Annotated in this window: 11 protein-coding genes; 8 read left to right on the top strand and 3 right to left on the bottom strand. The window is 45.0% G+C overall.

Features of this window, described 5'->3' with window-relative positions; translation table 11 throughout:
• Positions 1 to 20: 20 nt before the first annotated feature.
• Entirely contained in the window at positions 21 to 1,394 is a 1,374-nt protein-coding gene (argH, locus tag VIG27_RS13490; protein ID WP_394523045.1) for an argininosuccinate lyase, read from the top strand.
• 149 nt (positions 1,395 to 1,543) lie between these two features.
• Here argH and sdaAA read toward each other — a convergent pair whose 3' ends face one another.
• Genes sdaAA through VIG27_RS13475 form a run of 3 tightly spaced genes read right to left on the bottom strand, consistent with a single transcriptional unit; the run spans position 1,544 to position 3,960 of the window.
• Positions 1,544 to 2,422 carry an L-serine ammonia-lyase, iron-sulfur-dependent, subunit alpha gene (gene sdaAA / locus VIG27_RS13485; RefSeq protein WP_394523044.1) on the bottom strand — a complete coding sequence of 293 codons (879 nt, stop codon included), beginning with the start codon at positions 2,420 to 2,422 and terminating at the stop codon, positions 1,544 to 1,546.
• Between the two features lie 29 nt (positions 2,423 to 2,451).
• Positions 2,452 to 3,111, bottom strand: a complete 660-nt coding sequence (gene sdaAB / locus VIG27_RS13480; protein WP_394523043.1) for an L-serine ammonia-lyase, iron-sulfur-dependent subunit beta — start codon at positions 3,109 to 3,111, stop codon at positions 2,452 to 2,454.
• A 51-nt stretch (positions 3,112 to 3,162) separates the two neighbouring features.
• Entirely contained in the window at positions 3,163 to 3,960 is a 798-nt protein-coding gene (locus tag VIG27_RS13475; protein WP_394523041.1) for a histidinol-phosphatase HisJ family protein, read from the bottom strand.
• Between the two features lie 240 nt (positions 3,961 to 4,200).
• On the opposite strand from VIG27_RS13475, the gene gap reads away from it, so the two are divergent.
• The 7 genes from gap to VIG27_RS13440 all read left to right on the top strand — a co-directional run bounded on the left by gap (position 4,201) and on the right by VIG27_RS13440 (position 13,058).
• Positions 4,201 to 5,232, top strand: coding sequence for a type I glyceraldehyde-3-phosphate dehydrogenase (gene gap, locus VIG27_RS13470; RefSeq protein ID WP_394523040.1), 1,032 nt, complete (start codon positions 4,201 to 4,203; stop codon positions 5,230 to 5,232).
• Positions 5,233 to 5,326: 94 nt separating this feature from the next.
• Positions 5,327 to 6,541, top strand: a complete 1,215-nt coding sequence (locus tag VIG27_RS13465) for a phosphoglycerate kinase (RefSeq protein WP_394523039.1) — start codon at positions 5,327 to 5,329, stop codon at positions 6,539 to 6,541.
• A gap of 87 nt (positions 6,542 to 6,628) precedes the next feature.
• Complete coding sequence (tpiA, locus tag VIG27_RS13460; protein WP_394523037.1) at positions 6,629 to 7,381, top strand: triose-phosphate isomerase; 753 nt, start codon at positions 6,629 to 6,631, stop codon at positions 7,379 to 7,381.
• A 68-nt stretch (positions 7,382 to 7,449) separates the two neighbouring features.
• Positions 7,450 to 8,988: a 2,3-bisphosphoglycerate-independent phosphoglycerate mutase gene (gene gpmI / locus VIG27_RS13455; protein WP_394523036.1), complete on the top strand. Its 1,539-nt coding sequence runs from the start codon at positions 7,450 to 7,452 to the stop codon at positions 8,986 to 8,988.
• Positions 8,989 to 9,141: 153 nt separating this feature from the next.
• On the top strand, positions 9,142 to 10,389 hold the full coding sequence (locus VIG27_RS13450; protein WP_394523035.1) for a hypothetical protein: 1,248 nt from the start codon (positions 9,142 to 9,144) through the stop codon (positions 10,387 to 10,389).
• A gap of 8 nt (positions 10,390 to 10,397) precedes the next feature.
• Complete coding sequence (locus VIG27_RS13445; protein ID WP_394523033.1) at positions 10,398 to 12,179, top strand: ABC transporter ATP-binding protein; 1,782 nt, start codon at positions 10,398 to 10,400, stop codon at positions 12,177 to 12,179.
• A gap of 12 nt (positions 12,180 to 12,191) precedes the next feature.
• A complete protein-coding gene (locus VIG27_RS13440; RefSeq protein ID WP_394523032.1) occupies positions 12,192 to 13,058 on the top strand; it encodes a DegV family protein in 867 nt (288 codons plus the stop codon).
• Positions 13,059 to 13,086 lie beyond the last annotated feature (28 nt).

Raw genomic sequence — 13,086 nt, 5'->3', positions numbered from 1 at the left:
CGAAAAGAGGAGAGCTAATTATGAAATTATGGGGCGGACGCTTCACAAAGGAAACCAATCAGCTGGTACACAATTTTAATGCATCCATATCCTTTGATCAAAAATTTTATCATCAGGATATTGAAGGCAGCATTGCCCACGTAAAGATGCTGGCAAAACAGGGGATTTTAACGGAACAGGACCGGGATGCCATTGTAAAAGGTCTCTTGGGAATCCGGGAAGATTTGGAAAACGGTGTTCTGGAAATAACCGCAGAGCATGAAGACATTCATTCCTTTGTGGAAGCCGTTTTAACAGAGCGTATCGGGGAAGCCGGCAAACGTCTTCACACCGGGCGAAGCAGAAATGATCAGGTTGCGCTTGATATGAAGCTTTATATCAGAGATGAGATCGACGAGCTTTCCGGTTTGGTCAAAGGGCTTTTAACAGAGCTTGTAACCTTGATGGAAGAGCATATTGATACCTATATGCCTGGATTTACCCATTTGCAGAAGGCGCAGCCCATCACTCTGGCCCACCATGTAGGAGCCTATTTTGAAATGTTCGACCGGGATTTATCCCGTCTTTCTGATATCAGAAAACGTATGAATTACTGCCCGCTTGGTTCCGGGGCACTGGCAGGAACCACCTATCCCCTGGACCGGGAATATACGGCAGAGCTTCTGGGATTTGACGGCCCTACCTTAAACAGTATGGATTCTGTTGCAGACCGTGATTATCTGATTGAGCTGTTAAGTGCCCTCTCCACCATTGCCATGCATTTAAGCAGATTCTGTGAGGAGATCATCATCTGGAATACCAACGAATACCGTTTCGTTGAGATCGACGATTCATACAGTACGGGCAGCAGCATTATGCCACAGAAAAAGAACCCGGACATTGCAGAGCTTATCCGCGGGAAAGCCGGGCGGGTCTATGGAGCACTGGTTTCCATACTCACCACAATGAAGGGAATTCCTCTGGCTTATAATAAAGACATGCAGGAAGATAAGGAACTGACTTTTGATGCCATTGATACGGTGAAAGGCTGTCTGGCCCTTTTTACAGGAATGATTTCTACCATGTCTTTCCGTAAAGATGTGATGGAGAGCAGCGCAAAGAACGGTTTTACCAATGCCACCGATGCGGCAGACTATCTGGTAAATCACGGTGTACCCTTCCGTGATGCCCATGGGATCGTGGGACAGCTTGTGCTTTTCTGCATTGAGAAGGGAATCGCATTAGATGATATGACGTTGGAAGAATACAAGGCAATCAGTCCGGTATTTGAAGAAGATATTTACGAAGCGATCAGCTTGAAAACCTGTGTGGAAAAGCGGATGACCATCGGCGCACCTGGACAGGAAGCGATGAAGAAGGTAATCGGCATCTATAGAAAGAAGCTGGAACAGTAAGATAGGGACAGAGCAAGATGACCTGTTGGAAAATGGAAGAGAAGACCAGACATAAAACGGAGACAGTAGGTCAATGTTTGTACTGGTATCTGCAGTCCATTTTGCAGCAGGTCTTTTCAATTAAAGTAATTTATTAAAGCAAAAATGTATTATCCAAAAATCTTTTTGCACAACCGGCAACCGGTGGGGGTGGCAGCCAGTCCGCCTTCTGCGGTTTCCCGGAGTGAGGAGGACATCTGCTGGCCCACCTGCTTCATGGCAAGGATCACCTCGTCTGCCGGGATAACACTTGTGATTCCGGCCAAAGCCAGTTCAGAAGCGGTAAAGGCATTGGCAACCCCCATGGCATTGCGTTTGATGCAGGGAACCTCCACCAGACCGGCAACCGGGTCACAAACCAGGCCCAGGGTATTTTTTAAGGCGATGGCACAGCTGTCTGAGACCATCTGGGGAGTTCCCCCAAAGAGTTCGCTGAGGGCAGCCGCAGCCATGGCAGAGGCAGAGCCGACTTCTGCCTGGCAGCCGCCTTCGGCTCCGGCAATGCTGGCACATTTGGCAATGACCATACCAATGGCGGAAGCGGTGAACAGGGACATGATTATGTCGTGTTTTGGAAGGTCATACTCGTCCATAACGGAGATGAGAGCCGCCGGGATCACACCGCATGCACCGGCGGTTGGTGCGGCAACGATCTGTCCCATACAGGAATTGTACTCGGTTACGGCAAGAGCCATGCTGATGGCATTTCCAAGAAGGTGTCCATAATGATTCCGCCCCTCGTCTACTGCTTTTTTCAGTTTTGCGGCGGCACCTCCGGATAGGCCGCTGGGGGAGCGAAGTGTCTCATCCATGCCGTTTAAAACGGATTGTTTCATAACATCAAAGCTTTTTTCCATGGTGGCATAGACCGCTTCTGGGGCAAGTTCCATATCCTCCGCCTGTTCTTCCAGAACGATTTCCGATATTTTTTTGTTGGATGAAAGAGAGGCCTTCACCAGTTCCTCCACAGAATTATATTTAAGTTTCATGAGTTTCTCCTATTATGATAGCATTGCGGTCAGTTTAATTTTAATAAGATGGTATTATAAACGAATGGAATGGCTTTGATCTTTGAAACAAGAGCGTCATCAAAATCAGAATCCATTTCAAGCGTCATAATGGCCAATCCGCCTTTTTCCTGCCGGTTTAAGCGGAAATTACAGATGTTGGCATTTCCTGCTGCCACCAGATTGGTCACATGGGCAATGATACCGGGCACATCCTGGTGCATGACAATAAGGGTGGTCTTTTGACCGGTGAAATAAACTTCCATATCATTTACCTTGGTGATGACAATGTTTCCTCCTCCAATGGAGGAACCCTGAATGGCGATGGTATTGCCTATTTTCGATGTCAGGGTAACCAGGGCGGTGTTGGGATGGGCATTTTCAATGGTTCCTGTACGGAAATTGATGGAGATGCCCAGCTCTTTGGCTTTCTCAAGGCTTGTCCGGATGCCCGGGTCCCAGGGGTCCATTTTTAAGATACCCCCAACAATGGCTTTATCGGTCCCATGGCCTTTGCAGGTTTTTGCAAAGGAACCGTGAAAAAGGATATCGGCTTTTACCACGGGAGCACCTAATAACATGGCGGCAGTCTTGCCGATTCGTGCGGCACCGGCTGTATGAGAGCTGGAAGGTCCGATCATAACGGGTCCCACGATGTCAAATACATTCATTTTGTTTCTCCAATTCTAGTACATTTTCTGTGTATGCATTTCCGTATATTCTTATAAAGGTCTGAATTCCGGTTTCCGTTGTTTAAATTCCGTATAATAGGAAAATCCGCAGGAGATTAAGATCTCCCTGGCAGTTTGAAAATCAGCCCCCAGATCCTCCGGAATATGGGCATCGGAACCAATGGTTATGATCTCCCCGCCCAGCTCCCGGTAACGTTTTATGATTTCCCTTCCCGGATTTGGCTGATGAATCCCTTTTCGGAAACCGGCCGTATTGCATTCGATTCCTTTGCCGTGTGCAATGACAGCTTTCAGGATTTCATCAAAAATATCACGGTAGGAATCGTAGCGGTAGTGTTCTGCTTTATTTGGACCGTAACGGATGATGTAATCCAGGTGGCCGGCAGTGTCATAGGTGTCTAGCTGCTTTACGTTATCCAGTGTGACCTGGAAATACTGAAGATATGCTTCCTCCTCCTTCTTTCCTTCAAAAAAAACCGGATATGCCGGGTCCTTCCTGCCAATGAAATGGGTGGAGCCGATGACATAATCAAAGGGATAAGAGGAAAGCAGTTCTTTAAAATACTTTTTCAGGTGAGTCTGAAGGCCCAGTTCGATCCCTATGCGAAGGTCGAGCTGGTTTTTATATTCTTCCTTGAGCCGGATCATGGTTTCAAAATATCTGTTTATATCAAGGGTAAAATCAATTGCAGAATCCACATCATAGTCATGGTGGTCTGTGACGCAAAGGGATTTCATTCCAAGTGCGGCAGCGCGGTCCAACTGTGCCCGCACCGGTGTTTCGGAGTCTCCGGAAAAGATTGTGTGAAAATGATAATCTGGCAGCATGTGGGCCTCCTTTCAATTTAAATCAATTATAATCAAATTAAGGAAGAAAAGCAACGGAGAGAATCGGGAGAATTCTTTGAAATTTTCCAAAACGATGTATAAATAGAAAGGGAAGCTCTATACTAGGATAAGATAAAATAAAAAAAGGACTTGCTATTTATTGGGTTATTAGGTAAAATACAAAGTAGTTGATTATTATTTAACAATCACATTAATTTTATTCTTAGGAGGAATTGAATTATGGCAGTAAAAGTTGCAATTAATGGTTTCGGACGTATTGGCCGTCTTGCTTTCAGACAGATGTTTGGTGCAGAAGGCTATGAAGTAGTAGCGATTAACGATTTAACAGATCCAAAGATGTTAGCACATTTATTAAAATATGATACAGCACAGGGCGGATACGCTGGATACTACGGCGAGAAAGCTCATACAGTGGAAGCTTCTGAAGATTCTATTACTGTTGATGGAAAAAATATTAAAATTTATGCCGAGAAAGATGCTGCAAATCTTCCTTGGGGTAAAGTTGGTGTTGATGTAGTTTTAGAGTGTACCGGTTTCTACTGCTCCAAGGAGAAATCTCAGGCTCATATCAATGCAGGCGCTAAGAAAGTTGTTATCTCTGCTCCGGCAGGCAACGATCTGCCAACCATCGTTTACAGCGTAAACGAGAATGTATTGACAGCAGATGACAAGATCATTTCTGCAGCTTCCTGTACAACAAACTGTTTAGCACCTATGGCTAAAGCTCTTAACGATTACGCACCAATCCAGTCCGGTATCATGAGCACAATTCATGCTTACACCGGAGATCAGATGATCCTTGACGGACCTCACAGAAAAGGCGATTTAAGAAGAGCAAGAGCAGGCGCTGCTAATATCGTTCCTAACTCTACTGGTGCTGCAAAAGCAATCGGTTTGGTTATTCCGGAATTAAACGGCAAGCTGATCGGCTCCGCACAGCGTGTTCCGGTTCCTACAGGTTCTACTACCATCTTAACAGCAGTTGTTAAGGGTACTGATGTAACAAAAGAAGGCATCAACGCAGCAATGAAGGCAGCATCAAGTGAATCCTTCGGCTACAATACTGATGAGATCGTATCTTCTGATATTGTCGGCATGAAGTTTGGTTCCCTGTTTGATGCTACTCAGACTTTGGTTTCCAAGATTGGTGATGATTTATATCAGGTACAGGTTGTTTCCTGGTATGATAATGAGAATTCTTATACAAGCCAGATGGTTCGTACAATTAAGTACTTTGCTGAATTAGGCTAATGATCCACGAAGGGTCCGGTCGTAAAGGACCGGGCCCTTTTATTATTTCATAATTATATTGTATACACCATATTGGAAAGGAGCATACGAAAACATGCTTAACAAGAAAACGATTGATGATTTGACAGGACTGCAGGGAAAAAAAGTATTAGTAAGATGTGATTTCAACGTACCGTTAAAGGATGGAGTGATCCAGAACTATAACCGTATCGACGGAGCCATTCCTACTATTAAAAAATTATTAGATCAGGGTGCAAAGGTGATTCTTTGTTCCCATTTAGGAAAGCCAAAGGGGGAACCTCTTCCTGAGATGTCCTTAGCACCAGTTGCACCGGCATTGAGCGAGAGACTTGGCGTCTCCGTAAAGTTTGTCAATGATCCTAAGGTGACAGGGCCTGAGACCCAGAAAGTGGCTTCTGAATTAAAGGACGGGGAAGTCCTGCTTCTTCAGAACACCCGTTACAGAGTGGAAGAGACAAAGTACGGCAAAGATGAGAACGCAGAGGAATATGCAAAAGAGCTGGCTGCATTGAGCGACGGCATTTTTGTAAACGATGCATTCGGTACTGCTCACAGAGCACACTGCTCCAACGTAGGCGTTACCAAATATACCTCCACCAATGTAGTTGGTTATCTGATGGAAAAAGAAATCAAATTCTTAGGCCAGGCTGTTGAGAATCCGGTTCGTCCTTTTGTGGCTATCCTGGGCGGAGCAAAGGTTTCTGATAAGATCAACGTGATCAACAACCTTCTTGATAAGGTAGATACCTTAATCATCGGCGGTGGTATGGCATATACCTTCTTAAAGGCACAGGGCCAGGAAATCGGTAAATCTTTATGTGAGGAAGATAAACTGGACTATTCCTTAGAGATGATCGAGAAAGCAAAAGAAAAAGGCGTAAAGCTTCTTCTTCCTGTTGATCATGTGGAAGGAAAAGAGTTCTCAAACGACACCGAGAGAAACGTGGTTGAATCCATTGATGCAGGCTGGTCAGGCTTTGATATCGGACCCAAGACCATTGCCCTTTACAAAGAGGCTTTAAAGGGAGCGAAGACCGTTGTATGGAACGGACCGATGGGAGTTTTTGAATTCTCCAACTTTGCAGAAGGAACTTTGGAGGTATGTCGTGCGGTTGCAGACCTTACCGATGCGACTACCGTAATCGGCGGCGGAGATTCCGTAAATGCGGTTAAGAGACTTGGATTTGCAGACAAGATGACTCATATCTCGACCGGGGGCGGCGCATCCTTAGAGTTCCTGGAAGGAAAAGAACTGCCAGGCGTAGCTGCAGCGGACAATCGATCATAGCAGATACCGGCCCGGGCGGTGAACGTCCGGGCTTTTAAAGTGAGAGGCTTTGTCCTGTCAAACGTTGAAAAAAGGAAGGGTAATTGTATGTCTAGAAGAAAAATCGTAGCAGGAAACTGGAAAATGAATATGACGCCAACCGAGGCGGTTGCGCTTGTAAATACATTGAAACCTTTGGTAGCAAATGATGAGGTGGATGTTGTTTTCTGTGTACCGGCGATTGATATTATACCGGCAATGGAGGCGGCAAAAGGCTCTAATATCAACATCGGAGCAGAAAATATGTACTTTGAAGACAAGGGTGCTTACACCGGTGAAATTTCTCCGGCTATGTTAAAAGATGCCGGTGTAAAATATGTAATTATAGGGCATTCTGAAAGAAGAGAATATTTCGCAGAATCCGACGAGACGGTGAACAAAAAGGTATTAAAGGCATTTGAATACGGCATTACCCCCATCGTCTGCTGCGGAGAATCCTTAACTCAGAGAGAGCAGGGAATCACAATTGACTGGATCCGTCAGCAGATCAAAATTGCTTTCTTAAATGTGAGCGCAGAACAGGCAAAAGAAGCGGTGATCGCTTATGAGCCGATCTGGGCCATAGGTACCGGTAAGGTAGCAACAACCGAACAGGCTCAGGAAGTCTGCAGTGCGATCCGTGTATGCATCGGTGAAATCTATGATGAGGCTACTGCTGCAGCGATCCGCATCCAGTATGGCGGCTCTGTATCTGCAAGCAGCGCACCGGAGCTGTTTTCACAGCCTGACATTGACGGCGGCCTGGTTGGCGGCGCATCCTTAAAGCCGGATTTTGGAGCAATTGTTAATTACAAAAAATAAATAGAATCTGCCGACTCCATATATCATAGACCAGGGTCGGCAGTTTTTCACGAAAAGGAGAACGATTTATGAGCAAAAAGCCAGTTGTATTGATGATACTAGATGGTTATGGATTAAATGATAACTGTGAGCACAATGCGGTCTGTGAGGCAAAAACTCCAATCATGGATCAGCTGATGAGCCAGTGTCCGTTTGTAAAAGGAAATGCCAGCGGTTTGGCAGTAGGTCTTCCTGACGGACAGATGGGCAACTCAGAAGTAGGACATTTAAATATGGGCGCAGGCCGCATCGTATATCAGGAACTTACCAGAATCACCAAATCCATAGCCGATGGTGATTTCTTTGAAATACCGGAATTTTTACAGGCAGTGGAAAACTGCAAAAAGAACAATTCAGCCCTTCATATGATGGGGCTGGTTTCAGACGGAGGCGTACACAGCCATATCGACCATATTTACGGTCTGCTTGAGCTGGCAAAGAGAAATGGTCTTGAAAAGGTGTATGTGCACTGTTTCTTAGATGGACGTGATACTCCTCCTGCTTCGGGAAAGGGCTTTGTTGAAGCACTGGAAGCAAAGATGAAAGAACTTGGAGTGGGGAAAGTGGCTTCCGTAGCAGGACGTTACTATGCCATGGACCGTGACAACCGTTGGGATCGTGTGGAACGTGCATACCTGGCCCTTTCCAAAGGGGAAGGAAATCAGGCCCAATCAGCAACGGAAGGAATTCAGGCTTCCTACGATGCAAAGGTTTTCGATGAATTTGTAGAGCCGCTTGTAGTGATGGATGGCCAGAAGCCTCTTGCCACTGTAAATAATCATGACTCCGTAGTTTTCTTCAACTTCCGTCCTGACCGGGCAAGAGAGATGACAAGGGCGTTTTGTGATGATGATTTTAAGGGATTTGAGAGAGGAAAACGCCTGGAGTTGACCTTTGTCTGCTTTACCAATTACGATGAAACCATTCAGAACAAAATCGTTGCATTTAAAAAAGAATCCATTTCCAATACCTTTGGTGAATTTCTTGCCCAGCATAATATGACTCAGGCAAGAATTGCTGAAACTGAGAAATATGCCCATGTGACCTTCTTCTTTAACGGCGGTGTGGAAGAACCGAACAAAGGAGAGGACCGGATTTTAGTTCCTTCACCCAAGGTTGCCACCTATGATTTACAGCCTGAGATGAATGCACCTGTGGTTTGTGAGAAGCTGACAGATGCCATTCGCTCCAATAAGTACGATGTGATAATCGTCAATTTTGCCAATCCGGATATGGTTGGTCATACTGGAATCGAACCTGCTGCCATTAAGGCCATTGAGACAATTGATGATTGCGTGGGCAAGGTTGTGGACGCCATTAAGGAAACGGACGGTGTACTGTTTATCTGTGCGGATCATGGAAATGCAGAACAGCTTGTGGATTATGAGACAGGACAGCCATTTACCGCTCATACAACAAATCCGGTACCGTTTATCCTGGTAAATGCCGATCCTTCTTATAAGCTGAGAGAAGGCGGCTGCCTTGCAGATATTGCTCCAACCCTGATCGAACTGATGGGAATGCAGCAGCCAAAAGAGATGACAGGAAAATCATTGCTTGTAAAATAAAATGTTGAAAATGAGGGCTTTCCGGTGTTTTTTTGCTGGGAAGCCCTTATTTTAAACTCATCTGAAAATAATATTTGTCCAAATTCGTTTTAGGCTTCCATTTCTAACAGAAATACGATAGAATAGATAAAGATAGGTTAGGAAGGGTTTCAGATGAGTATTCGAATCAGATTTTCTTTGGAGCCAAAGAAAAAAATATTTTCTGGAATAGTCTGGAATTGTCAAAATGCAGAGCACATGACAAAAAATCTGGTGAAGGAAATGGGATACCAATGTTACCGAATGGACGGTTTTTTGCTGGTCCAGCTTTGCCCGGAAGGCTATATCTGGTTTAAATGGAATAAAAAAAAGCTGCAGGGAGAGAGCCAGACAAATATTGCCGGGCCTGGTTTTCATGCGGCTGTCATTGATTTTCTGGAACTGCTTGCACAAAAAGAACGATTAAAGCTAAAGGTGGAGGACCGGACGGGGTATTTTATCCGTCGGGATTTTCTTGCTATGAGGCAGAAATATTTCTACCAGTGGTTTTCCGATCTTATGGATCTGGTATCCGGCTGGAACGAAAGCCAGGAATACATGTTCTGCTGGCCTGCTGTTTACTACATACCCCAGCGGCAAGAGGGAAAACTGATCACCCATATCCGGTCATTTTCATTGCAAGAGCTGAAAGGTATGGCAAATTCTGGAATGAGTGTGGCATTTGCCAGAGACTTTTTCGTGTGGAATGAAGAGGAAAAGGACGCCTGGTTTTACAGAAACAGCGCTATGGTGCTGATGAACCAGTACTGCTATTTTATGCCCTCAGACCGGAGTGCACAGGACAGGGAGATCAATGAGACCATCATTGACCTGCTTGAAAAAGCCCTTGCTATGGACCGGAAGATTCCATTTCCCAAAAGTGAATATCTGGAAGTCTGCAGGCTTCATCACCATACTCCCGTGGACTTAGACGATACGGTTCTATTCCATGAAGAGGATTCTATCGGTTGCAGGAAGCATCTGGTTTATAGGAAAATCGGTATTATGAGCTTTGGGATACCGGGGAATTTTTTATACGATGAAGAAGACCAGGGAATTATGGACCACTATTTTGACGGAGCTTTGTATGGAGGGCACGATTATTATATTTATGCAGCGGTTTTTGAAGGGCGGCAGGCGGAGTTTAAAAAGCAGTGGTTTGAACAGGGAAAAGTGGATGAAATTATGGATTTTAACATGGGGGATACCAGGGTCCGGGCCGCTTTTTATGAACCGGAGGAGATAGAGGGAGAAACGATTTATGGAATGTCTGCCCAGGTGCTTTATAAAGAGCAGCGTATGAATATAAATATTATGAGCAGAAAGGCCGGAGAAAGGGAATGGGCTTTGGACCTTATTAAAAACATTAAAATTACAGAGTAGAGGATTGTATGAAAGAAAATGAGATGAAGACAGGCACTTTGATCAAACGCTTTGTGCCTTATTATAAAAAATACACCAAAATCATGGTCATGGATCTGTTCTGTGCATCTTTGACCACAATTTGTGAGATGGTGCTGCCCCTTATTTTGCGCTATATCACAAATCAGGGATTAAGAGATCTGGCTTCTTTGTCGGTAAAGACAATTGTAAGCATCGGACTTTTTTATTTTGTATTGAGAATCATTGACGGTCTGGCAAGCTTTTATATGGCTTATACCGGGCATGTCATGGGAGCAGCCATTGAGACGGATATGAGACACGATGCATTTTCCCATTTGCAGAAGCTGTCGGATAATTACTTTAATAACACCAAGGTCGGTCAGATCATGTCAAGGATCACCAGCGATTTATTTGACGTGACGGAATTTTCCCACCATTGTCCAGAGGAATTTTTCATTGCATTCATAAAGACTGTGGTATCTTTTATCATTCTGTCGAGAATCAGCCTTTCGCTGACTCTGATCATTTTCCTTTTGATTCCTGTTATGGCAGTGTCCTGTATCTATTTTAACCTCCAGGTAAAGAGAGCTTTTAAGCATCAGAGAAACCACATCGGAGAACTGAATGCAAGAATTGAAGACAGTCTTTTAGGAAACAAGGTGGTACGGGCCTTTGCAAACGAGAAGATCGAGATTGAAAAATTCAGCCAGGACAATTTGGAATTCCTGAATATCAAACGGAAAACTTACAAATATATGGCGGCATTCCAGAATACCATCCGTATGTTTGACGGTCTGATGTATGTGGTGGTGATTGTTGCCGGCGGTATTTTCATGATCAAGGGGCTGATAAAACCCGGTGATCTGGTTGCCTATATTCTCTATGTCACGACTCTTCTTACGACGATACGAAGGATTATTGAATTTGCGGAGCAGTTCCAGAGAGGTATGACAGGGATTGAACGGTTTATAGAGCTTATGGACGCGGATATTGATATTTTTGATGAAGAAGGTGCGGCACCTTTGAAAGATGTAAAAGGCAGCATTTCGTTTAACAATGTCTCCTTTGAATATCCAGATGACCATAATCCGGTTTTAAGCCACATCAATCTTTTCATAAAACCGGGGGAAAAGGTGGCGCTTGTTGGCCCTTCCGGTGGCGGAAAGACCACCTTATGCAATTTGATTCCACGGTTTTATGATCCAACGGAAGGAAAGATCCTTCTTGACGGACAGGACATCAGGCAGGTAACCTTGGAAAGCCTGCGAAGCGCAGTCGGCGTTGTCCAGCAGGAGGTTTATCTGTTTTCCGGTACCGTCTTTGAAAATATTGAATATGGACGTCCGGGAGCTTCCAAAGAGGAGGTAATTGAGGCAGCCAAGCTGGCAGGTGCCCATGAATTTATTTTGGGACTGAAGGATGGTTACGATACTTATGTGGGAGAACGCGGCGTGAAGCTGTCAGGCGGACAAAAACAGCGCATCAGCATTGCCAGGGTATTTCTAAAAAACCCTCCTGTGCTGATCCTTGACGAGGCGACTTCTGCTTTGGATAATGAGAGTGAATATCTGGTATCCCAGTCTCTGGAACGGCTTTCAAAGGGACGCACCACGCTTACCATTGCCCACCGCCTTACTACCATTCAGAATGCGGACCGAATCCTGGTTCTTTCTGACAGCCGGATTCTGGAAGAAGGAAATCATGAAGAACTTCTTTCAAAGCGGGGAATGTATTATCAGCTTTATAACTCTGTAAGAGAAGCAGAGCAGGGCGCTGAGATTGAGGAATAGAGGAGAACGGAAATGAAAGTAGCGATATTAACAGACAGCAACAGCGGAATTACCCAAAAACAGGGAGAGGAAGCTGGAATTTATGTAATACCTATGCCATTTATGATGGACGATGAAACATATTATGAAGATATCAGCCTGACGCAGGAGGAGTTTTTTCAAAAGCTGGAAGGCGGAGTTGATATCTCCACCTCCCAGCCGTCTCCGGCCGATATTATGGATTTATGGAATAAACTTCTGGAAGAATATGATGAAGTGGTTCACATTCCCATGTCCAGCGGTTTAAGCAGTTCCTGTCAGACCGCACTTATGCTTGCGGAGGATTATGAGGGAAAGGTATTTGTTGTAAACAATCAGCGTATTTCTGTCACATTAAGGCAATCGGTTCTGGAAGCGAAGAAAATGGCTGATGCCGGTATGACAGGCAGCGATATCAGGAAAAAACTGGAGGACACAAAGCTGGATTCCAGCATCTATATCACGCTGGATACCCTGGAATACTTAAAAAAAGGTGGAAGAATTACGCCGGCAGCCGCTCTTTTAGGGTCTTTTCTGCGGATCAAGCCGGTACTGACCATACAGGGAGAGAAGCTGGACGCGTTTGCAAAAGCAAGAACCATGAAGCAGGCAAAGTCTCTAATGGTCAATGCGGTCAAAAAGGATATGGAAGAACGCTTCGGGGATCCGGAAGGGATTCATACCAGCATTGCGGTGGCTCATTCCCAAAATGAAGAGGCGGCCCTGGAATTCAAACGGGAGCTAGAGGAATTGTTTCCTAAGACCGGTGAAATCTATGTGGATCATTTGTCATTGAGCGTATCCTGCCACATTGGTCCGGGAGCGCTTGCCATTGCGTGTACTAAAAATCTGGATCTATGATGAGGGATAATGTTGGAGGTGTGCGGAT

Source organism: Lacrimispora sinapis, assembly GCF_043633585.1.
GTDB lineage: Bacteria > Bacillota > Clostridia > Lachnospirales > Lachnospiraceae > Lacrimispora > Lacrimispora sinapis.
This window is presented reverse-complemented; position numbering and strand designations above follow the sequence as displayed.